We start from the raw sequence: 22,604 nt of genomic DNA on the forward strand, positions 1-22,604 counted from the left end.
CCTGAGCAGGGCGGCATCCACGCCCACTTTCAGCAGGTAGAAGCGGACTGATTACCGACCATTCCTCGTCTGTCAAACCTATCCGTTCGCCCAAAGCAGCCTCCAAATGGCAGCCTTGAATCAAAAATTGATTCCTCAGTCAACCTTTGTCCACGAGCGCTAAGCCAGTTCTCCGCATCGCGTTACAATATAGGTGTTGTTTTGGTTTGACTGCTGAAAATGAAAAAGCTCGCCGCAATGAAATGCAACGAGCCTTTATGTTCAAATATTCGTATAATAGATCAGCTCTGAAGCCGGCGGCAAATCTCGTCGAGTTGCTCAAGAGAACTATATCGAATTTTGACCTCACCGCCGCGATCACGATGATTGATCTCCACCTTCATGCCAGTAACATCAGAAAGCAGCTTTTCGAGTGCTTTGGTGTCCGCATCTTTCTCAACAGGTCCTGCTTTACCGGGTTTGGCTTCCGTAACACCGCGTGCTTCCGCCTGCGCAAGCGCTTCCACCTGGCGTACAGACAGACCATCTTTGACAATCCGCTCAGCCAGTGCGGTCGGGTTTTCCATCGTGATGAGACTTCGAGCATGGCCTGCCGAAAGCGCACCATCGACAATGAAATCCTGCACTGGTTGCGGCAGTTTCAGCAGGCGCAACGTATTGGCGACATGGCTGCGACTCTTGCCGATCACCTGTGCCAGATCATTCTGTGTATAGTCGTGATTATCGATAAGTTGTTGATATCCCAACGCTTCTTCGACCGCATTCAGGTCGGCGCGCTGCACGTTTTCGATGATCGCGATCTCAAGTGCGACACGATCGTCGACGTCACGAACAATAACTGGGATCGTATCGACACCGGCCCGCTGCGAAGCGCGCCAGCGACGCTCACCAGCAATCAATTCGAACCGGTCCGGCTGCCCTGGTGCCGGTCGCACGACGATCGGCTGCACCACGCCATGTTCCTTGATCGACTGCGCCAGGTCCTCCAAGTCACCTTCAGAGAACATACGACGCGGATTGCGCGGATTGCGCGTAACGAATTCAATCGGAACATTCCGTTCGATGGGAACAGGTGCCTTACGCTCTTCGGCAGGGCGGTCGATTTCACCGATCAGCGCCGCTAATCCGCGGCCAAGGCGCTTTTTTGAAGGATCATCATTCATCGTTCGGCTTATTCCTGAATTGTTTCGTCGTCGAATCGATTGGTCTAAGCGGCCTGCAATTGTCGCTCGCGCTGGATAACTTCCGATGCGAGTTGCAAATAGGCCTGACTGCCGGCGCATTTCAAATCGTAGAGAATTGCCGGCTTACCGTGTGATGGTGCTTCCGAGACGCGCACATTACGCGGAATGACAGTACGATAGACCTTCTCACCCATGAAAGCGCGAACATCATCCACCACTTGCGCAGCGAGATTGTTGCGGCTGTCGAACATGGTCAGCACAATACCCTGGATCGAAAGCTCGGCATTGATCGACGACCGCACCTGATCGACCGTCTGCAAAAGCTGGCTCAAGCCTTCCAGAGCAAAGAACTCGCATTGCAGCGGCACCAGAACGGAATCGGCTGCAGCCATGGCGTTCAACGTCAGAAGATTGAGCGACGGTGGGCAATCGACAAGCACATAGGAGAATCGCTCCGACACGGAGGAATCGAACCGCAAAGCATCACGCAAGCGCCGTGTACGGTCGGCCGACTGCGCAATTTCCATTTCAATGCCAAGAAGATCCAGCGTCGATGGTACGATATGCAGATTGGGAACATCGGTTGGCATCGCAGCATCAGGAACCGACGATTCCTGCGTAAGCACATCATAGGAAGACAAAGGCCGGTTGCGGCGATCAATACCCAAACCGGTGCTGGCATTGCCCTGCGGATCGAGATCGACAATCAGTACCGTCTCGCCGATAGCCGCCAATGCCGTAGCCAGATTGATGGCGGTGGTAGTTTTACCCACGCCGCCTTTCTGGTTTGCAATGGTTATGATTCTGGACATTTTGTTCATCACCGTCGCCTTGCTGCTGCCCGCCCCTTCGAAATTTCCAGCCATCAAGCGATTTTGCGCCGAAGATTGGTGATTTCGAGTATGACCGAAGCCTGATCGATAGCACTTTGATGTTGTACCAGATCGAAACTCCAACCGACACGGCTTTCGTCTATCTCGCGCTGATAATCCCGACCTTTTTGAAAGAGAGCTTTGGCGCCATTGGTCATCCACAGCTCCGTCAGACCGAAAAGATCGTTCAGCGACGCCAATGCGCGTGCCGTAACCACTTGTGGTGTTTCAATTTTCTCCCACATCGCTTCAATGCGGGCGGAATGGACCCGCGCCGGTACGTGCAAATGTCCCGCTGCAGTGCGCAGGAACGCCGCCTTTTTCCCTGCGCTCTCAATAAGATCGATAGCGCCGCCTGGTTGCTCGGCGAGGAAACAGGCTGTCACAATGCCCGGAAATCCGCCGCCAGAACCAATATCCAACCAGTGCTTGGCGTCACTCGCCAAGGGAAATAGCTGTGCACTATCCAGAATATGACGGGTCCACAACTCGTTCAGAGTAGAGGGGGACGCAAGATTGATCGCCTTCGACCATTTGCGGAACAAGTCCTCAAAGGCGATCAGGCGGTTCGCTGTTTCACGTGAAACAGCGGGAACGATTGCTTTCAGACTTTCAAAGCGGGTATCGGCGCTCATGCAGCGCCCTGCCCTTCAGACAATTCCGATGCAGCCCGCTGGCGATATCCGAATTTCTTGATCTGTGCGATAAGGAGCGCCAGTCCTGCCGGTGTCATCCCGTCAACACGCTGCGCCTCGGCAATTGTTTCCGGCTTGCGCTGCTTGAGCTTATGCTTCAACTCATTGGAAAGACCGGATATTCCATCAATGTCCAATCCTGCTGGAATGAGCAGTTGCTCCTCGCGCTCCATCACTGCAATGTCGCTCTTCTGCCGATCCATATAGACGGCATATTGAGCCTCGATCTCCAGCGCTTCCCGCGTTGCCGGATCGACAGCTCCGAGTTCAGGCCAGATCGATTTCAACCGATCCAGATCAATCTCCGGGTAAGACAGAAGATCATAGGCCGAACGGCGCACGCCATCTTGATTGAGACGCAGATCGTAACGGCGTGCCAGATTGGGCGTAATGGTCAGTGACTGTGTCAGTGACCGCGCTTCATCCAACGCCGTTTCCCGCGCTTCAAATCGTTCCTTGCGTGCGTTCCCCAATATACCAAGCTTGTCCGCCAAGGGCGTCAGGCGCTGATCGGCATTATCCGCGCGAAGCGACAGACGGAATTCTGCACGCGACGTAAACATGCGATAAGGTTCGCTGACACCGCGTGACGTCAGATCATCAACCATGACGCCGATATAGGCTTCCGTGCGCTGGATAATGACAGGATCGCCACCAGAAGCTCGACGCGCGGCATTGATGCCCGCGAGCAAGCCTTGTGCGCCCGCTTCTTCATAGCCAGTCGTGCCGTTGATCTGCCCCGCCAGAAACAGACCGGTAACTTTCCGGGTTTCAAGGCTGCGCTTCAACTCACGCGGATCGATGAAATCATATTCAATCGCATATCCGGGCTGCAGCATGACGGCTTTTTCAAGCCCCGGTATAGTCTTCAATATGTCGAGCTGCACATCTTCGGGAAGCGATGTCGAAATGCCGTTTGGATAAACGGTATCGTCGTCCAGCCCTTCCGGCTCGAGGAATATCTGGTGGCCGTCACGGTCACCGAACTTGACAATCTTATCTTCCACCGAGGGGCAGTAACGGGGACCAATGCCCTCGATCGAACCAGAATACATAGCCGAACGATGCAGATTGGCCCGAATGACAGCGTGGGTTTCCGGCGTTGTGCGGGTAATGCCACAATCGATCTGCGGTGTGGTGATCCGATCCGTCATGAGAGAGAACGGCACAGGCTCCTCATCGGCGGACTGCATGTCAAGGCTCTGCCAATCGATAGTACGCCCATCCAGTCGTGGCGGCGTGCCTGTCTTGAGGCGCCCAAGCGCAAAGCCGAACGAGGTCAGGCGTTCGGAAAGACCAAGCGCTGGCTTTTCGCCCATGCGGCCGGCTGGAATTTTCTTTTCCCCGATATGGATCAACCCATTCAGAAACGTGCCGGTTGTCAGAACGACAGCGCCACATGACAGGGTCCGCCCTTCGGACAAAACAACCCCGGTGATGCGTCCGTGTTCTTCCCGAAGGTCGCGCGCGCCGCCTTCGACAACAAACAGATAGTCCTGAGCCGCGATCATCTTCTGCATAGCAAGCCGATAAAGCTTGCGGTCAGCCTGAGTTCGAGGTCCGCGAACAGCAGGCCCTTTTCGGCGGTTCAGTAGACGAAACTGGATACCGGCTTCATCCGCGACACGCCCCATCAAGCCATCGAGTGCATCTATCTCACGCACAAGATGCCCTTTTCCCAGCCCGCCAATGGCAGGGTTGCAAGACATAACGCCAATAGTATCAAAGCGATGTGTTACAAGCGCAGTTCTGGCGCCGGCGCGTGCAGCCGCTGAAGCGGCCTCGCATCCTGCGTGGCCGCCGCCGATCACAATGACATCAAAGACTGTGGCTTCGGTCGAACTCATTTGGTTCATCCTGACGCAACTCGAATCCGTTTCTGAAAGATGTCTCTTTGACACGAATAGGCTTGAAACGGAAGATCAAATTGGTCGTTGACTTGTTCAAATCTCGGCGACGAGCCGACTCACGGATGAAGGGGTGAGTCAATCACCTTGGCGAGATTCCACAGATGTTTCACGTGAAACAATTTTCAGGATCAATCGGCCCGTGTTTCACGTGAATCATTTTCCGATGCAGAACTGAGAGAAAATAACGTCTAAAATTTCTTCCACATCAACATCACCAGTAATACGTCCGAGATACTGGGATGCGAGGCGCATGTTCTCTGCGCGGAGTTCAAGCGGAAGGCTTGTACCGTTTATCGCCCTATCGATCTCGGTGACGGTAGATCGCAGAAGGTTGATATGTCTCTGCCGCGTGGGCACGGCATCCTCTATCTGACCTATCTGCTCTTCCGCGAAATTCTGCAGATTCATGAGTAATTGGTCCAGTCCTTCGCCAGTTTTTGTTGAAATGCGGTAGGTCCAGCGATCGGCAGATTCAGCATTCAGATCAGCTTTTGTGCCGATTTTCCATAAAGCTTCTGGTATTTCGTCGGAAGCGACAGCTATGGGATCGTTCATATCTTCAAGCAGCAGAACCAGATCGGCATCGGCCATACGCGCGCGGGCGCGTTCAATTCCGATTTTTTCGACGGAACTATCGGTCACCCGCAAACCTGCCGTGTCTGTCACGTATACCGGGATGCCGCCCAGATCGAGTTTGACCTCCAGAAGATCGCGGGTCGTTCCCGCCTCTTCCGAGATGATTGCTACCTCGCGCCCGGCCAGAAAGTTCAGCAGACTGGATTTACCGGCATTCGGTGCACCAACAATCACGACATGCAGTCCGTCGCGCAGCATCGAAGCGCGCTTGCCGCTCACTATATGGTTCTCGATCTCACTCTTTAACAGCGCCAGTGACTGCCAGACCTGCTCCGATACGGAACCAGGAACATCGCTTTCATCGGCAAAGTCTAGTTCCGCTTCGATAAAGGCGCGTGCGCGCAACAGACGCTGACGCCATTCCGTGTAAAGCTCACGCTGCGTACCAGAAGCGACTTGCAATGCGAGCCGCCTCTGTCCCTCGGTTTCCGCTGCGATCAGATCCGCAAGGCCTTCGGCGATCGTCAAGTCCATCTTGCCATTGGAAAAAGCACGTCGCGTAAACTCTCCAGCTTCCGCTATACGGCAACCATGCAGCTCTCCCATTTCCGACAAGAGCTTCTCAACGACTGCTTTGCCGCCATGCAAATGATATTCGGCGCAATCTTCGCCGGTAAAACTGTTCGGTCCAGGGAAAAAGAGTACAAGTCCTCGGTCGATTGGGTCACCATTTCGGCTACGGAATAGCTTGTAGGCTGCATATCGTGGTGTCGGTATCGAGCCGACTATCGTTTCGAGTACGAATCGAACTTTTGGGCCGGAAATGCGTATGACAGCAACGCCGGACGGGAGACGCCCGCTCGATAAAGCAAAAATCGTATCTGGAAGGGAACCGATCTCGCTCATTTCATTTCCTGACCTATAATTAACAAGGAAGAAGGCAACCAAACGGATGCTGATGGAATGGCATATTCATTCGTGCAGTGAAAGAAAAGCCTTATGACAGAGTTAGACCGCAATCGCCTTGCTGGCAGTAACCGCCTTGCCGAAGAACCGAGTGCCTATCTGCGCCAGCACGCCAATAACCCTGTTCACTGGCAGCCGTGGGGTAAAGAGGCGTTGGATGCGGCGAAGGAGCTCGACCGGCCCATTCTGCTTTCGGTTGGCTATGCGGCCTGCCACTGGTGTCACGTCATGGCGCATGAGTCCTTTGAAAATCCCGAGGTGGCGGAAGTGATGAATGCCTTGTTCGTCAATGTGAAAGTGGACCGCGAGGAACGGCCCGACATAGACCAGATATATATGGCAGCGCTAGGAGCGATGGGGCAACAGGGCGGCTGGCCGCTCACCATGTTTCTGAGGCCAGATGGCAAGCCCTTCTGGGGAGGAACCTACTTCCCCCCGCACAAGCGCCACAACATGCCCGGCTTTGTCGATGTGCTGCATGCGGTTAATAACCTTTGGAATAAGGATAAAGAAAAAATTAACCATAATGCGCAGGCTGTGTTCGATCATCTCGAAGGCAGGCTGGCAGCGCAGATCGCGCCGGTGGTGAACGAAGTCGAACGATTTGACGAGATTGCGACACGCATCAACAGCCTGATTGATCCGGTCCGGGGCGGAATAGAAGGAGCACCGAAATTCCCCAACGCGCTTTTCATGGACAATCTGTGGCTCTCTTGGCTCTACGGTCGTAATGAGACGCATCGGGACAATTTCCTCCTATCTCTCAAGGTGATGCTTCAAGGCGGGATTTACGACCATCTGGGTGGTGGGCTTTGCCGTTACTCCACCGATGCCAACTGGCTGGCGCCGCATTTTGAAAAGATGCTCTATGACAATGCCCAATTCATTCGACATGCGAATTACGCTTTCGCCGAAACCGGAAATGATTTGTTTCGTTTACGAATCGAAGAAACTATCGATTGGTTGATCCGTGAAATGCGCTTGCCCGACGGAAGTTTTGCATCCAGCCTCGATGCCGACAGCGAAGGCGAAGAAGGACGGTTTTACGTCTGGAGCGAGCAGGAAATCGATCAGGTGCTTGGCAACGATAGCGAAGCCTTCAAGGACTATTACGGCGTCACAGCGGGTGGAAACTGGGAAGGCCAGAACATTCTGAACCGCCTTGATACCGTCGATGGTAATGCGATCCTGCCCCCATTGATCGAAACATCGCGACAAAAACTGCTGGCACGTCGTGAATTGCGGGTACGGCCCGGACGTGATGAAAAAGCACTGACCGACTGGAACGGACTTGCTATCCGGGCATTGGCCGAAGCAGGTCGGAGTTTTGGAAGACAGGACTGGATCAACCTCGCGGTTGATGCCTATCGCTCCATAGCGAGCAGTTTTCGTGATGGCCGCATCCCACATTGCCGCATAGAAAACTCTCTTCTCTACCCTGCCCTTTCGACCGATTATGCATCGATGACCAACGCAGCTATAGCCCTTTATGAGGCAACAACCGACTGGGCTTATATCGATGACGCATTGAAACTCAAAAAGGCGCTCGATGACAGCCATCGCGATGGTGCCGGTAATTATCGCCTGTCGGCGCTGGACGCTGATGACGTCATCCTGCACGCTTATGGCGATTATGATGAAGCAATACCGAGCGCGACCAGCCAGATCATCGAAGCACTGACAAGACTGTTTCTGGCGACGGGCAATATCGATCTCTATCAAAACAATGAGAAGCTGATCGAACAGGCGCTTGGCCGAGCCTTCGCACAGCAATATGGGCAAATTGGAATATTGAATGCGGCCCGTTTTGCAGCAGAACCACTTTCTCTTGTCGTGGCCACAGACGATAACGCCGGGGAACTTGTTTCGACAGCGAATCGAAATCCAGACCCAAGACGCGTAGACAAGTTCGTGCGGTTCGAGATTGGCAAGACAGTAGAGCTACCGACCGGGGGAACTGCGGAGCCTGAGCATCCATCAGCCTGGTTCTGCAAGGGACATGTCTGTCTGCCGTCTGTCCAGAACGCCGATGCTTTGCGACTGCTCCTCGGCAAAGCATCCTGAAATAAGAAGCGCCGCAACGGTCTCCCGTGCGGCGCTTCTCAAACGGTTTGAACCGAGTAATTTTACGTATTCATCGAATCGAAGAATTCGGAATTGCTCTTGGTCTGCTTGAGCTTGTCGATAAGGAATTCGATCGCGTCGGTCGTGCCCATCGGCGCAAGGATACGGCGCAGAACGAAAATCTTCTGCAGATCCGCGCGCGGTACGAGCAGGTCTTCCTTGCGGGTGCCGGACTTGAGAATGTCCATGGCCGGGAAGATGCGCTTGTCGGCAACCTTGCGGTCAAGCACGATTTCCGAGTTACCGGTGCCCTTGAATTCTTCAAAGATCACTTCGTCCATACGGCTGCCCGTATCGATCAGCGCGGTTGCGATGATGGTCAGCGAACCGCCTTCTTCGATATTGCGCGCAGCACCGAAGAAGCGCTTCGGGCGCTGCAATGCATTGGCGTCCACACCACCGGTCAGAACCTTGCCGGAAGACGGCACAACGGTATTGTAAGCGCGACCAAGACGGGTGATCGAGTCAAGCAGGATCACAACATCGCGACCATGTTCGACAAGGCGCTTGGCCTTTTCGATGACCATTTCGGCAACCTGAACGTGACGCGCGGCCGGTTCATCGAAGGTCGAGGAAATCACTTCGCCCTTCACCGAGCGCTGCATATCGGTCACTTCTTCCGGACGTTCGTCGATCAGAAGAACGATCAGATAGCATTCCGGATGATTTGCGGTGATCGAATGGGCGATGTTCTGGAGAAGAACAGTCTTACCGGTACGTGGCGGAGCGACGATCAGGCCGCGCTGGCCCTTGCCGAGTGGTGCCACCAGATCGATGACACGCGGCGAAAGATCCTTGGAAGTTGGAACTTCCAGTTCCATCTTGAAGCGCTCATTCGGGTAGAGCGGCGTCAGATTGTCGAAGTGAACCTTGTGCCGGATCTTTTCCGGATCTTCGAAATTGATCGAATTGACCTTGAGCAGCGCGAAATAACGTTCGCCTTCCTTGGGACCGCGGATCGGACCTTCGACCGTATCACCGGTCTTGAGAGAAAAACGACGCAGCTGCGAGGGTGAAATATAAATATCGTCTGGGCCCGGCAGGTAGTTGGCATCAGCAGAGCGCAGGAAGCCAAATCCATCCTGCAGCACCTCGACGACGCCCTCGCCGATAATTTCGACGTCCTGGGCCGCCAGCTTCTTGAGGATCGCGAACATCAGTTCCTGCTTGCGCATGGCGCTCGCGTTTTCGACCTCAAGTGTTTCGGCAAAAGCCAGCAGCTCCACCGGTGTCTTGTTCTTTAGTTCTTGTAGTTTCATTTCCTGCATGGATGAGGAACTCTTTTTAAAATGTAAGGAGAAAATGCAGTTGTTCGGAAAGGTGGTCACCTGAACGTCGTGACCGGCATCGAAGGCCTGCTGTCTTGAAGGGAAGAGGCTTCCTACATACTGACTTGCAGCATGCAGAGCAAGCCTCATGTAGGGATAGCGCGAAATTTCTGCAACAGAAAAATGGCAGAAACCCGGCGTGCGGGTTTCTTTCTCGACACTGTATTCCGATTAAAACGGCTTAACGATCACCAGTATGACGATCAGAATCATCAGAATCGTCGGCACTTCATTGATGATTCGCCAATGTTTGGCCGAGCGCATATTGCGGTCTTCAGCAAAAAGTCGGGTCGACTTGGCGAGGTAGCCGTGCAGGCCGGACATCAGCACGACCAGCAGCAGTTTTGCATGCAGCCAGCCACCCTGGAAACCGAAGATTTCCCAAGCCATCCAGAGACCGGCGATCCAGGTCACGATCATGGCCGGATTGATGATGAAGCGCAGCAACCGTTTCTCCATCACCTTGAAGGTTTCCGATGTTTCGGAACCGGGCTTTGCAGCGCAGTGATATACGAAGAGGCGCGGCAGATAGAGCATCCCAGCCATCCATGCGATGACGGCAATCACATGCAGCGACTTGATCCAGAGATAGGCGTCGGCTGGATTCACGTGAAACAATGCCCAGACGCCAAGTGCGACCACAACCAGCGAAACGACAGTGCGAATGGCGACTGCCGAACCGCGATTTTCCGGAGCTGTCTGACTCATGATTTTCCTCCGCGAATACGGTCGATCATGCGCTGAACATTTTCAATCGGCGCCTGCGGTGTGATTCCGTGACCGAGATTGAAGATCAGCGGACCCTGACCGAGACGTTCGAGAATGGTGTCCACGCCTTCATCCAGCGCATTGCCGCCTGCTACAACGCGCAGCGGATCTAGATTGCCCTGTATCGCGCCTTCTTCCTGAAGGGCGGCGGCAAAGGAAAAGGGAACGGACCAGTCGAGACCGAGCGCATCCACACCAGTCTTCTCGCGATAACCTGCATAAAGCATTCCTGCCCCCTTCGGGAAGCCGATGATGCGTGCCTCCGGATAAACCGCCCTCACCTTCTGGACGATCCGGGCAACGGGCTGGATGCAGAAACGCTCAAAGCAGTCCTCATCCAAAACGCCCGACCATGAATCGAAAATCTGAACCGCATCAGCACCGGCATCCAGCTGCTCGATAAGATATTCGGCAGAAACATCGGCAAGATCGTTTAGGAGCTTTTCAAAAGCTTCGGGGAAGCGATAGGCGAAAAGACGGGCCGGTGCCTGATCCGGCGTGCCGTGTCCGGCAATCATATAGGTCGCAACGGTCCAGGGAGCGCCGCAGAAGCCCAGCAGCGTGGTTTCGTCGGGCAACTGCTCACGCAGTAGCCGAACCGTCTCGTAGACCGGCTCCAGCCTTTTGGCGACACCTTCCGTCTCAAGCCAGAAAATCTCGTCCGCATCAATCGGTGTCATCAAAGGTCCCTTGCCTTCTTCAAAGCGAAGGTCACGTCCAAGGGCGTGGGGAATGACAAGAATATCTGAAAAGAGAATGGCTGCATCAAAGCCAAACCGGCGGATCGGCTGAAGGGTCACTTCGACAGCAAGATCGGGCGAATAGCAGAGATCGAGAAAGCTGCCGGCCCTTTTCCGCGTCTCGCGATATTCGGGAAGATAGCGTCCGGCCTGGCGCATCATCCAGATGGGAGGTGGAAAGACCGTTTCACCGTCAATCACTCTCAAGACTTTGCGCTTCATCTGATTTTTATCCGCCCTGTTGGTTACCTGATCCGGTTTGGTTTGAAGTTATCCAGTCCGGCTCTCATAAAGAAAGGATGATTCAGGAATCTTTTGATTCTTAGAGTCTGTTGGAATCGGGGATTAAGGTCTGTCCCTGTTTTCCCCACAGTTCCGAATTTGCCATGTCATCCTGTGCAATCATTCACCGATAGTCTGACCAAATACAATGAAAACTCAATTCCCTCTTTTAATATAAAGGGTTACCAATTGACGCAGTTCATGAGGATTTGTGGAAAAGCTGGGAATTATGATGGAAATTCGCGTTTTCATGAGTCTTGTCCACACATGTTGATGACCACTCGCCACATGTTCGCCCGCTGTGGATGACTTGCCAAGTTTCCCACGGCCTGCCATGGCTTGTGGAAGACGTTCGGCCTTTACGCACAGCCGTCAACAGGAGGGCAACAAAACTGTGACCAGACCGCTTTCCTACTTTCATCTTCATCTTATTTCTGATGCGACGGGAGAGACTCTCCTCGCGGCGGGCCGTGCGGCAGCGGCGCAATATGCCAATGCGCGTGCCATCGAGCACATCTATCCGCTGATCCGTACCGAAAAGCAGCTGCGCAAGGTTCTTGAGGGCATCGATGCGGAACCCGGCATCGTTCTCTATACGATTGTCGACCAGAAGCTGGCGGCGATCATCGATGAATCCTGCGCGGAAATGGGCGTGCCGAGCGTTTCCGTGCTGGAGCCGGTGCTAAACACGTTTCAATCCTACCTCGGTGCGCCCGCGCATCGCCGCGCTAGCGCACAGCATGTTCTCAATGCCGATTATTTCCGGCGCATCGACGCGCTCAATTTCACGATGGAGCATGATGACGGGCAATTGCCTTATGACATTGAGGAAGCCGACGTCATTCTTGTCGGCATTTCACGCACATCCAAGACACCGACAAGCATCTATCTCGCCAATCGTGGCATCAAGGCCACCAATGTTCCGATTGTGCTGGGGATTCCCTTGCCGGAAGTCCTTTTCACGGCGAAGCGTCCATTGATCGTGGGACTGGTCGCGACGGCTGAACGGATTTCGCAAATCCGCCAGAACCGGCCGCTCGGCAATGTGCCGTCGCTGGATACGGGTCTTTATACGGATCGCGTATCGATCTCGGAAGAACTGGCCTATGCGCGTAATATATGCAACCGAAACGGCTGGCCAATCATTGATGTATCGCGCCGGTCGATCGAGGAAACCGCAGCTGCCATTCTGGCGCTGCTCCGCGCGCATAGCGAAAAGGGATAAACAAGGTTCCTGTCATGACGGACAAACTCGTTCTTGCCTCTAAAAGCCCCTTCCGTTCGGCGTTGCTGAAGAATGCTGGCATAGAGTTTTCAACAGCAAGCGCGGATATCGACGAGCGCGCGGTCGAAGCCCCACTTTATGAAACGGGCGCTACGCCGGAAGAAGTCGCACAGGTTCTGGCCGAGGCGAAGGCGCTCGACGTAAGCGAGAAGAACCCTGGCGCGGTGGTGATCGGCTGCGATCAGACACTGTCACTCGGTGACGAGATTTTCCACAAGCCCGCAGATATGGAGGCAGCGCGCCGCCAGCTTCTGAAATTTTCCGGAAAGACCCATCAGCTCAACAGTGCGGTTGTGCTTGTGAAGGACGGCAAAACCCTGTGGCGCCATGTTTCGATTGCCCGCATGACCATGCGCGATCTGGATCCCGGTTTTGTCGGGCGTTATCTCGGTCGTGTGGGGGACGTCGCGCTTTCGAGCGTCGGCGCCTATCAGGTCGAAGGACCGGGCATCCAGCTTTTCGACAAGATCGAAGGCGATTATTTTACGATTGTCGGTCTGCCGCTGCTGCCGCTGCTGGCTGAACTGAGGAAGGAAAATCTGATCGATGGCTAAGAAGGCGTTTGTCACCGGCTTTCCGATAAAACATTCGCGGTCGCCGCTGATCCATGGTTTCTGGCTTGATGAACTTGGGATCGACGGTTCTTATGAGGCGATAGAAGTAAAGCCGGAGGATTTCGGCTTCTTTGCTTCGTCGCTTGCAGAAAACGGTTTTGCCGGTGGCAATGTCACCATTCCCCACAAGGAAGCAGCCTATGCTGCGGTGGAAAGTCTGGATGAGGCCGCGAAGGCCATCGGCGCGGTCAACACGCTTTGGCTTGAAAATGGCAGGCTTCATGGCGGCAATACCGATGCCTACGGTTTTGCCGCCAATCTCGATGCATCGGCTTCCGGCTGGGATAATGCCGACAGTGCTCTTGTTCTGGGTGCCGGTGGTGCAAGCCGGGCAATCGTCCATGCGCTGTTGTCGCGCAGCTTTAAGAAAGTCGCCATCGTCAATCGCACGGTGAGCCGGGCGCAAGATCTCGCAACCCATTTCGGACCACGTGTCTCGGCGTATGGCTGGGATGCGGCGCAAAAACTGGTCTCCGACGCCGGATTGATCGTCAACACGACATCGCTTGGCATGAGCGGTCATGACGAGCAGGAAGTATTCCCGCTCGATCTTGGCAAGGCGTCGCGAAAGGCAGTCGCCACCGATATTGTTTATGTACCGCTCAAGACGCCATTTCTGAAAAAGGCCGAAGAAGCAGGTCTGGTGACAGTGGATGGTCTTGGCATGTTGCTGCATCAGGCCGTTCCAGGTTTTGAGCGCTGGTTCGGCAAAAGGCCGTTAGTGACGAAAGCGCTGTGTGAGCATATTCTGGCAGATATGGCAAAGGCTGGCGCTCTATGATCGTGCTCGGATTAACCGGCTCCATCGGAATGGGGAAAACAACGGCGGCGAACATGTTCGCCGAAGCCGGTGTGCCGATCTATAGCGCCGACGACACCGTGCACCAGCTCTATTCCGGTCGCGCGGCCCCGCTGATCGAGGCTGCGTTTCCGGGCACTGTGGAAAACGGTGCGGTCAATCGGGAAAAACTTTCCGCTGCCGTCATCGGAAAGTTCGAAGCCCTGAAGAAACTGGAAGCCATCGTTCATCCGCTTGTGCGTGAGGAAGAAGAAGCCTTTCGCCGCAATGCGGAGCAAGCTGGCGCCGCTCTGGCACTCATCGATATTCCGCTGCTTTTTGAAACCGGCGGCGACAAGCGTGTGGACAAGATCGTGGTTGTCTCAGCCCCTGCCGAGATACAGCGCATTCGCGTGCTTGCGCGACCGGGCATGACGGAAGAAAAACTCGATGCCATTCTCGCCCGTCAGATGCCGGATGCCGAGAAGCGTGCGAGAGCCGATTTCATTATCGATACGAGCGGGAGTTTCGACAATCTGCGCCGTCAGATTACCGAAATTGTTGCGGAATTGAGTGGAAAGCCGGCGGTCGCGACAGAATAATCGCGGGCGCTGTGTTACAGCTGTTCGAGATATTTTCTGAGAGGTTCTTCAATGCGTGAAATCGTTTTCGATACGGAAACCACCGGCCTGGAAAGGCTCGAGGACCGTGTGATCGAAATCGGCGGCGTGGAACTGATCAACAAGTTTCCCACAGGCCGCACTTTCCATAAATACATCAACCCGCAGGGGCGTCAGGTTCATCCCGAAGCGCTAGCGGTGCATGGTATCAGCAATGAACAATTGCTGGACAAGCCGACATTCGCGGAAGTTCTGGACGAGTTTCTCGAATTTTTCGACGGGGCTAAGCTGGTGGCACACAATGCCATGTTCGACCTTGGCTTCATTAATGCTGAACTGGCAAGGCTCGGACAGGCTGAAATCCAGTCGGAGCGCATCATCGATACATTGGCGCTTGCCCGCCGCAAGCATCCGATGGGTCCGAACTCACTCGACGCCTTGTGCAAGCGCTACGGCATCGAGAATGGACACCGTACCCTGCACGGGGCATTGCTCGATTCCGAGATTTTGGCCGAAGTCTATATCGAACTGATCGGCGGCAAGCAGACAGCGCTTGGGCTCAGCATGGGCGGTGCTGTCAGCGGCAACAATGCCGGAGAGAGCGGCGCTGCCATCGTTCTTGCCGCGCGCCCGAGGCCGCTTGCCCCACGCATTTCCGATGCGGAGCGCGCTGCTCACGCCGCACTTGTGGACAAGCTGGGCGAAAAAGCCATCTGGAAAAAGTACTGAGTAAGCCTCAGAAGCGGATATGAAAAAGCCCGGTCGAAACCGGGCTTTTTGCAATTATAGCATTTCCAGCAAAAGTGCGAAGCGGTTTTGCGTCGGATAATGCGTAAAAACAAAGAGATAAAGCGGTTCCACGACTCTGCTTTAACTGGAACCGCGCTATCGTCTGAAATGATCAGCTCTTTACAGCGGACTTGGCCTGTTCTTCGGCCATCCGCTGCTGGAACATCTGCGCGAAATCGATCGGGTCGATCATCAGCGGCGGGTAGCCACCGTTGCGCGTTGCGTCGGCAATGATTTGGCGAGCGAACGGGAACAGAAGACGCGGGCATTCGATGAACAGAAGCGGAAGCATGTGCTCCTGCGGGATGCCCTGAATGCGGAACACGCCGCCATAGACGAGCTCGGTGTTGAAAAGGACGTCCTTGCCGTCAACAGCCTTGGCTTCCAGCGTCAGCACAACGTCGAAATCCGTTTCGGAAAGCGGATTGGCGTTTACGTTCACGTTGATGTTGATGGACGGTGCCTTCTCGCGCGGACGCAGCGACAGCGGCGCGCCCGGGCTTTCGAAGGACAGGTCCTTCACATACTGCGCCAGAATGTTGAGGGACGGCTCGGCCGTCGCGCCATTGCCGTTCTTTACTTCGCCCGCGGCCTTATCGCTCATTATCGGTATGCCTTCTATCGGTGATTAAAATTTTTGCGCTTCCAGAGCAGTCTACGCAGACTGCCCCGAAAGGTCGGAATGTTTGGCTAGCATGTGCGCGGGCATGAGGCAAGAAAGGCTTTTTAGGTTAGTATTTGCGTATTCATTGATCTTTACGGTCGTCTTTCCAAGGCGAGTTTTCATTCGGCCTGGTGGTATAATCCTCTGGATCGAGATCGATGACATGGTCCTGACGTGGATTTGAACCGGGATGCTGTTGCCCGTAGCCGTCCGAATAGCGTGCGGATGTCGCAACGACCATGCGGCCGCGCATGAATTTTTCCCACATGAAATCACGGATGAACGGAATGAACAGCAGAATGCCGATGGTGCTGCTGACAAAACCGGGCACGATCAGCAGTATCGCTGCCAGAACCAGCATGGCGCCATGCACCATTTCGCGATCCGGCACGCGTCCGGCAGCCGTTTCGGTACGGATACGCTGCAAAAGCCCGATGCCCTGCACGCGCAGCAGAAAGAAACCCAGCATTGCGCTCAGAATAACGAGGCCCAAAGTCGCGAAAACGCCGATCTTGCTGCCGATAATGACGAAACCGGCAATTTCGATGAAAGGCATCGCCAGCATGACGAGAGGGGCGAGAGAAGAGGACACGTAAGTTACGACCTTTGTTGTTTGGTTTCAGCGTTTCAATTTAACCTGAATTGTAACTTTTTCAGGTTCGGAACGAAATTGAAACTGTCTGTCATGCAATATCAAATAGGTATGCATGATCGGGATTTGAATGATGACGTAAGCCGATCTATATGTATGAGATACAAACTAGGGATAAGGAAAGGCGAAATGCCTGATCCTTCAATCAGCGGCAGGCGGCATGGAATTTTTTGATTTTGGCACGATATTCTTCTTCATCGCAGCGGTGATCATCTTTCTCCAGCTGAGGAATGTTCTTGGCCGTCGTACCGGAAGTGAAAAACCGCCCTTCGATCCTTACACATCAGCCCGCAGTGCCGATGCTGCACCGGCAAGCGGTGAGACGGATAATGTCGTCTCTCTGCCACGTCGTCCGGGCGAAAAAGATTTCACCGCCATCGACAAGGCCGCTCCGGTCGGCACGCCGGTCAATGACGGCATGCGCGCGATTTACGCTGCCGATCCTTCGTTCGATCCGGCCGGTTTCGTGGAAGGCGTGAAGATCGCCTATGAAATGATTGTGATGTCCTTTGCCGATGGCGATCGCAAGGTTCTGAAAAATCTGCTTTCCAAGGATGTCTTCGAGGGCTTTGTTTCAGCTATCGATGATCGTGAAACCCGTGGCGAAAGCGTGCGTTCGTCCTTTGTCGGGATCGACAAGGCGGAAATCGCCGGTGCTGAGATGAAGGGGTCGGAAGCGCACGTAACGGTCAATATCGTCAGCCAGATGATTTCATCCACCTTTGACAAGGAGGGCAAGCTGATCGACGGTGATCCGGAAAACGTGCTCGAGATCAAGGATCTCTGGACCTTTGCCCGCGACACACGATCGCGTGATCCAAATTGGAAGCTTGTCGCGACTGAAGCGGAAGATTAAGAGAAAACATGTGAATCCGGCCGCGATAGCGCATCCCGAAAAGTGTGAAACGCCTACGCAGGGAAATCAGTCCACTGGACTGATTTCCCTGCTTCGATCGGAAAAGATGCGCGTTTCAAAAAATCAGCGGCCTTTTTGTTTGTGCATAGTTAGACGGATGCGGCGATGAACGACTTGGCGAGGATTTTGCGCCCGGTGGCTTTTTCCAATTGTCCGGGCTGGAACCGGGACGATCAGTCCGCGGCATTCGCTACGTTTCGCCGTTCTGCCGACTATGCGGCCCACAAGACTTACAAAAGCGGCAGTCTCGGCATCTGTTTCGAAGCGTTGGGGCCGATCTTTGCAGATGCACGCAGCCTCGACAATCCGGGTGTGGAAGAAGCGCGCGCTTTCTTCGAGCAGAATTTCATCCCCTGCCGGATCGTTCCCGATCAGGGAACAGGCTTTGTGACCGCTTTCTATGAACCGGAGATCGAAGCCTCCCTTGAGGCCGATGGCCGGTTCAAGGTGCCCTTCCTGCGCCAGCCCGATGACCTCGTGAAAGTGACAGATGAAAGTCGTTTTGATCCGTCCTTTGCCTTTGCGCGCCGGACGGAAAACGGCCTTGCCGAATATGATGACCGCCAGACAATCGAGCAGGGCAGTCTTTCCGGGCGTGGGTTGGAAATCGCTTTTGTCGCCGACCGGGTCGATGCCTTTTTCGCGCATGTGCAAGGCGCGGCACGCTTGAAACTGCGCGATGGCGGGTTGCTGCGCATTACATATGCAGCCAAATCCGGCCATCCGTTTACAGGCATCGGCCGCATTCTGGTTGCCAATGACGAAATTCCCGCTTCAGAAATTTCCATGCAGTCGATCCGACGCTGGCTGGCTGAGCATCCGGATAAGGCTGACGATCTTATCTGGCAAAACCGATCCTACATTTTCTTCCGGGAAGCTTCTGTGGACGACCCGGATGCGGGTCCGATTGCCGCTGCAAAAGTTCCGCTGACCGCCGGGCGTTCGCTTGCTGTCGATAAATTGCTCCACACATTCGGGACGCCGATCTACGTCAGTACACCCAATGTCACGGTCTTTGACGGTGAACCTTTTGCACGCCTGATGATCGCGCAGGATACGGGAACGGCCATTGTCGGCCCTGCCCGCGGCGATCTGTTCACGGGCTCTGGCGACACGGCAGGCGAGATCGCAGGTGGCGTGAAGGACGATGCTGACTTTTATGCGCTGGTGCCGCGCAGGCTTCTGGAGGCGTGACGGGATGGCGCGTAACACCGACAAGCCGGAAAAGGATTATCTGCGGCCCGAAGACCGCATCCTGTGGGAGACGGTCGCGAAAACCGCAAAGCCGCTGATAAAGCCAAAGGCGAGTGAGGACGAACTTCCCGATTTCAAATCCCTGATGGTGGAAGAAGAAAAGCGCCCTGCCAAGGCGAAGGTTCAGCCTGCAGTGGAAGCGAGCAAACCGAAGAAGGGTTTGTCGGCGCTCAGCGAAATGCAGATTCAATCACTCGACAAGCCGACGCATCGAAAGATCGCCAAAGGTCGTGTCGATATTGAAGCCCGCATCGATCTGCACGGTCTCACGCAGGGAGAGGCGCACGGCCTGCTCTACGGATTTCTGGTCAGCGCACATGCACGTGGCCTGCGTCACGTCATGGTTATTACCGGCAAAGGCCGTTCATTCGGCAGCGAAGGGATTTTGCGACAGGCGGTGCCGCACTGGTTTTCCACACCGCTGTTCCGGCTTCTGGTGAGTGCCTATGAGGATGCGGCGCGTCATCATGGCGGGCATGGGGCCCTCTATGTAAGGCTTCGTCGCCAGACGCAAACCATGGCACAGCAAACCGTATTGCCCGGTGGGAGCAGACCGCGATGACGCCATTTGGAATACGCTTGCGCGAGTTGCGGGAAGAACGCGGTGTGACGCAGAAGGATATGGCGGCAGCGCTTCGCGTTTCACCGGCCTATCTGTCAGCGCTGGAACATGGCCGGCGCGGCCAGCCGACCTGGGACCTGCTTCAGCGCATCATCACCTATTTCAATATCATCTGGGACGAAGCGGAAGAGTTGCAGAACCTCGCCGCCGTGTCGCATCCGCGCGTGGTGATCGATACGTCGGGCCTGTCGCCGCAGGCAACAGAACTCGCCAATCTTCTGGCGCGCAATATCCGCATCATCGACCGCGAGACGATCAGACATCTGAGTGAGGAAATAGAGGCGGCGCGAAAGCGCCGCCGCGGTATCAAGCCTGTTCAAGTTGATTAAAGCGCGTCCCGAAAAGCGTGAAACGCCTACGCAGGGAAATCAGTCCACTGGACTGATTTCCGATCCTGCTTCGATCGGAAAAGATGCGCGTAGAAACAAATGATCAGTGCGCCGATCTGATCCAATCAGATCGAAACGCGCTCTAGTGGATTGAATTTGACGTTTGATACCCGTCCGATATTAATCCCGTTTCAAACGTCAAATTCGAAAAATCCACTAGAAAAGCGCTTTCAGCTCATCAAGCTTCGAATTGACCAGCCATCCATAGTAGTTTTCCTGCGGTAGCAAAGGTTCCTGACCGTCCGCCTTTCGCTTGGCGTTTTCGTTGGCAAGCGCTCGTGCGCGTGCTTCGGCACCGCCCGTATTATAGAGCGTGGCGGTCAGGCCGGGATTCTTCGAAATGTCGAAGTCGGCGATCTGGCGGTAGGAGTTGATCGACTGTTTCAGCGTCGCCGCAATGTAGGGCAGCGTCAGATCGGGGTCCATGATCGTCTTGTAGACGACATTGCCGTCTTCTGCGTTGAGCTTGGGCAGACCGGAAACGCGGTTCACCATGTCGGACATCTGCAATGCTGTCAGCGGATTGATCTGACCGAGGCCGAATGTCTGCCCGGCATAGAAGGGCTGGAAGAAGACTGCGCTGAAACGATTGTTGGGATAAGCGTTGCCACCGACAGATTTGCCGCGGAAGTTCTTATTCCAGACATTCTCGCGGCAGGACCATAGCGAATAGCTGTCCTTATGTTTCAGGCAGTCGGCAAATTCCGGCCGCTTGATGAACTGGCCGATGCTTTCACCATTGTAGCCGAAGCTCACGCCCTGGTTCACATAGGACATGGCCTTGACGTAATAGGTCTGCAGCCGGTCATAGACGTCGACATTATAGGTGTGCTCGCCCACAATCGCGCCGACAATATGAATAGGATCGATGCCATAGGCGGCTGCCGTTGAGCGGATCTTGGAACGCAGCGAGGCATCCTTTTTCAGGAGATTGTAGATCTTCTGATACTTCTTCTCGTACGTGGTGCTCAGCTCACGCGTGCGCTTGGCGGATGCGCCGGGAATTGGCGGCTGTTCTGCACTGCGATTGCCCGGAGGCACGACCGTCGTTGCATAGGCGCTCTGGCTGGCAAGGCTGAGGGCCAGGACAAATCCAACAAAAATGCGTCGCGGCTTTGCGCCCATTATTCTGATCATTGTGTGGAAACGGTCCTGATATGGTGAATATTCGGTAAAAGTTGCGGGGAAAATAAAAAACCCCCCGATGCAAGTCGAGGGGTTTTTGCAGTATTTGCGAAAGTGAACTCGCGCCGTGGCTTTATGGCCACTTTTACAAGATGAAGCGCGACAGATCGGTGTTCTTGGCAAGGCTGCCGATCTTGTCCTTTACATAGGCCGCGTCGATGACGAAAGTTGCGCCTGTCTTGTCGGGCGCGGTGTATGAAATTTCATCGAGAACACGTTCCATCACCGTCTGCAACCGGCGCGCACCGATGTTTTCAACCGTCGCATTGAGATCGACAGCGATATCGGCCAGAGCGTCGATGGCGTCATCGGTGATTTCGAGCTTCACCTCTTCCGTCTCCATCAGTGCGATGTACTGCTTGATCAGGCTTGCTTCGGTCTCCGTCAGGATGCGGCGGAAATCTTCGCGTGTCAGCGCATTGAGCTCGACACGGATCGGCAGACGGCCCTGCAGTTCCGGCAGAAGATCGGACGGCTTGGATACGTGAAACGCACCGGATGCGATAAACAACACGTGGTCGGTCTTCACCGGCCCGTATTTGGTCGCAACGGTCGTGCCTTCGACCAGCGGCAGCAGATCGCGCTGCACGCCTTCGCGCGACACACCGGCACCCATACCGCCTTCCCGCGATGCGATCTTGTCGATCTCGTCGATGAACACAATGCCTTCGTCTTCGGTGACGCGAAGCGCTTCCTGAACGATCTGGTCCTGATCCAGAAGCTTGTCGGATTCATCGTTGATCAGGATCGGATAGGAATCCTTCACCGTGGTCTTGCGCGTCTTGGTGCGCCCGCCCATGGCCTTTCCCAGCATATCGGACAGGTTCATGACACCAATATTGGCGCCCGGCATGCCCGGAATTTCAAAGCTTGGGCCGGAACCGGTGTCGGCGACCTCGATTTCTATTTCCTTGTCGTCCATTTCGCCATTGCGCAGCTTCTTGCGGAAGCTGTCACGCGTGGCGGGGCTGGCGGTCTTGCCGACCAGTGCATCTAGCACGCGTTCTTCCGCATTGAGATGCGCCTTGGCCTTCACATCGTCGCGACGCTTTTCACGGACGAGCGTGATGGCAACTTCGACGAGATCGCGGACGATCTGCTCGACGTCACGGCCGACATAGCCGACTTCGGTGAACTTGGTCGCTTCCACCTTGACGAAAGGCGCACCGGCCAGCTTTGCGAGGCGGCGGGAAATTTCCGTCTTGCCGACGCCGGTCGGTCCGATCATCAGGATGTTTTTCGGCATGACCTCTTCGCGCATCTGGCCTTCGAGCTGCTGGCGGCGCCAGCGATTGCGAAGGGCGATAGCGACCGCGCGCTTGGCGTCGTTCTGGCCGATGATGAAGCGGTCGAGTTCGGAGACGATTTCACGGGGAGAGAAATTACTCATA

22 protein-coding genes are annotated in these 22,604 nt (G+C 54.9%); 10 read left to right on the forward strand and 12 right to left on the reverse strand.

The features are described 5' to 3' along the window. Positions 1-281: 281 nt before the first annotated feature. The 5 genes from AAE521_RS22445 to mnmE form a co-directional block, all read right to left on the reverse strand. The gene (locus AAE521_RS22445; RefSeq protein WP_342062536.1) at positions 282-1,163 is read right to left on the reverse strand and encodes a ParB/RepB/Spo0J family partition protein; all 882 of its coding nucleotides are present in this window, start codon (positions 1,161-1,163) and stop codon (positions 282-284) included. Between the two features lie 44 nt (positions 1,164-1,207). Then, the gene (locus AAE521_RS22450; RefSeq protein ID WP_010657645.1) at positions 1,208-2,005 is read right to left on the reverse strand and encodes a ParA family protein; all 798 of its coding nucleotides are present in this window, start codon (positions 2,003-2,005) and stop codon (positions 1,208-1,210) included. A 44-nt stretch (positions 2,006-2,049) separates the two neighbouring features. Further along, on the reverse strand, positions 2,050-2,691 hold the full coding sequence (gene rsmG / locus AAE521_RS22455) for a 16S rRNA (guanine(527)-N(7))-methyltransferase RsmG (RefSeq protein ID WP_342062537.1): 642 nt from the start codon (positions 2,689-2,691) through the stop codon (positions 2,050-2,052). Beyond that, entirely contained in the window at positions 2,688-4,598 is a 1,911-nt protein-coding gene (gene mnmG, locus AAE521_RS22460) for a tRNA uridine-5-carboxymethylaminomethyl(34) synthesis enzyme MnmG (RefSeq protein ID WP_342062538.1), read from the reverse strand. Before mnmG ends, rsmG begins: the two co-directional genes overlap by 4 nt. A gap of 216 nt (positions 4,599-4,814) precedes the next feature. Further along, positions 4,815-6,143 (reverse strand): tRNA uridine-5-carboxymethylaminomethyl(34) synthesis GTPase MnmE, encoded by a 1,329-nt coding sequence (gene mnmE, locus AAE521_RS22465; RefSeq protein ID WP_342062539.1) that lies wholly within the window; start codon positions 6,141-6,143, stop codon positions 4,815-4,817. Between the two features lie 93 nt (positions 6,144-6,236). Here mnmE and AAE521_RS22470 point away from each other — a divergent pair, with 93 nt between their 5' ends. After that, entirely contained in the window at positions 6,237-8,267 is a 2,031-nt protein-coding gene (locus tag AAE521_RS22470) for a thioredoxin domain-containing protein (RefSeq protein WP_342062540.1), read from the forward strand. A 62-nt stretch (positions 8,268-8,329) separates the two neighbouring features. On the opposite strand, the gene rho is transcribed toward AAE521_RS22470, so the two are convergent. The 3 genes from rho to hemE form a co-directional block, all read right to left on the reverse strand. Beyond that, positions 8,330-9,595: a transcription termination factor Rho gene (gene rho, locus AAE521_RS22475; RefSeq protein ID WP_012091070.1), complete on the reverse strand. Its 1,266-nt coding sequence runs from the start codon at positions 9,593-9,595 to the stop codon at positions 8,330-8,332. A 231-nt stretch (positions 9,596-9,826) separates the two neighbouring features. Continuing rightward, positions 9,827-10,363 (reverse strand): protoporphyrinogen oxidase HemJ, encoded by a 537-nt coding sequence (gene hemJ / locus AAE521_RS22480; protein WP_010657651.1) that lies wholly within the window; start codon positions 10,361-10,363, stop codon positions 9,827-9,829. Further along, a complete protein-coding gene (hemE, locus tag AAE521_RS22485) occupies positions 10,360-11,385 on the reverse strand; it encodes a uroporphyrinogen decarboxylase (RefSeq protein WP_342062541.1) in 1,026 nt (341 codons plus the stop codon). Before hemE ends, hemJ begins: the two co-directional genes overlap by 4 nt. 454 nt (positions 11,386-11,839) lie before the next feature. Here hemE and AAE521_RS22490 point away from each other — a divergent pair, with 454 nt between their 5' ends. From AAE521_RS22490 to dnaQ, 5 genes are read left to right on the forward strand one after another with little or no spacing between them, the layout of a single operon-like run. After that, a complete protein-coding gene (locus AAE521_RS22490; protein ID WP_010657653.1) occupies positions 11,840-12,670 on the forward strand; it encodes a pyruvate, water dikinase regulatory protein in 831 nt (276 codons plus the stop codon). A gap of 14 nt (positions 12,671-12,684) precedes the next feature. Next, positions 12,685-13,284 carry a Maf-like protein gene (locus AAE521_RS22495; protein ID WP_342062542.1) on the forward strand — a complete coding sequence of 200 codons (600 nt, stop codon included), beginning with the start codon at positions 12,685-12,687 and terminating at the stop codon, positions 13,282-13,284. After that, the gene (locus AAE521_RS22500) at positions 13,277-14,125 is read left to right on the forward strand and encodes a shikimate dehydrogenase (protein ID WP_342062543.1); all 849 of its coding nucleotides are present in this window, start codon (positions 13,277-13,279) and stop codon (positions 14,123-14,125) included. Before AAE521_RS22495 ends, AAE521_RS22500 begins: the two co-directional genes overlap by 8 nt. Then, positions 14,122-14,724 (forward strand): dephospho-CoA kinase, encoded by a 603-nt coding sequence (coaE, locus tag AAE521_RS22505; RefSeq protein ID WP_342062544.1) that lies wholly within the window; start codon positions 14,122-14,124, stop codon positions 14,722-14,724. Before AAE521_RS22500 ends, coaE begins: the two co-directional genes overlap by 4 nt. 51 nt (positions 14,725-14,775) lie before the next feature. After that, a complete protein-coding gene (gene dnaQ, locus AAE521_RS22510; protein ID WP_010657657.1) occupies positions 14,776-15,471 on the forward strand; it encodes a DNA polymerase III subunit epsilon in 696 nt (231 codons plus the stop codon). A gap of 172 nt (positions 15,472-15,643) precedes the next feature. Here dnaQ and secB read toward each other — a convergent pair whose 3' ends face one another. Then, positions 15,644-16,135 carry a protein-export chaperone SecB gene (gene secB / locus AAE521_RS22515; protein ID WP_010657658.1) on the reverse strand — a complete coding sequence of 164 codons (492 nt, stop codon included), beginning with the start codon at positions 16,133-16,135 and terminating at the stop codon, positions 15,644-15,646. A 142-nt stretch (positions 16,136-16,277) separates the two neighbouring features. Next, on the reverse strand, positions 16,278-16,787 hold the full coding sequence (locus AAE521_RS22520) for an FxsA family protein (protein WP_342062545.1): 510 nt from the start codon (positions 16,785-16,787) through the stop codon (positions 16,278-16,280). A 220-nt stretch (positions 16,788-17,007) separates the two neighbouring features. Between AAE521_RS22520 and AAE521_RS22525 the strand changes: the two genes are divergently transcribed. From AAE521_RS22525 to AAE521_RS22540, 4 genes are all read left to right on the forward strand, one after another. Beyond that, positions 17,008-17,703 carry a Tim44/TimA family putative adaptor protein gene (locus AAE521_RS22525; protein ID WP_342062546.1) on the forward strand — a complete coding sequence of 232 codons (696 nt, stop codon included), beginning with the start codon at positions 17,008-17,010 and terminating at the stop codon, positions 17,701-17,703. A 165-nt stretch (positions 17,704-17,868) separates the two neighbouring features. After that, positions 17,869-18,957, forward strand: coding sequence for a murein transglycosylase A (mltA, locus tag AAE521_RS22530; protein ID WP_342062547.1), 1,089 nt, complete (start codon positions 17,869-17,871; stop codon positions 18,955-18,957). 4 nt (positions 18,958-18,961) lie between these two features. After that, the gene (locus tag AAE521_RS22535) at positions 18,962-19,579 is read left to right on the forward strand and encodes a Smr/MutS family protein (RefSeq protein ID WP_342062548.1); all 618 of its coding nucleotides are present in this window, start codon (positions 18,962-18,964) and stop codon (positions 19,577-19,579) included. Further along, positions 19,576-19,968 carry a helix-turn-helix transcriptional regulator gene (locus AAE521_RS22540; RefSeq protein ID WP_010657663.1) on the forward strand — a complete coding sequence of 131 codons (393 nt, stop codon included), beginning with the start codon at positions 19,576-19,578 and terminating at the stop codon, positions 19,966-19,968. Before AAE521_RS22535 ends, AAE521_RS22540 begins: the two co-directional genes overlap by 4 nt. 216 nt (positions 19,969-20,184) lie before the next feature. On the opposite strand, the gene AAE521_RS22545 is transcribed toward AAE521_RS22540, so the two are convergent. Then, positions 20,185-21,165, reverse strand: a complete 981-nt coding sequence (locus AAE521_RS22545) for a DUF1402 family protein (protein WP_374865074.1) — start codon at positions 21,163-21,165, stop codon at positions 20,185-20,187. A gap of 133 nt (positions 21,166-21,298) precedes the next feature. Further along, positions 21,299-22,603, reverse strand: coding sequence for an ATP-dependent protease ATPase subunit HslU (hslU, locus tag AAE521_RS22550; RefSeq protein WP_010657665.1), 1,305 nt, complete (start codon positions 22,601-22,603; stop codon positions 21,299-21,301). Position 22,604 lies beyond the last annotated feature (1 nt).

The sequence above is a fragment of the Brucella cytisi genome (assembly GCF_038433355.1).
Lineage (GTDB): Bacteria > Pseudomonadota > Alphaproteobacteria > Rhizobiales > Rhizobiaceae > Brucella > Brucella cytisi.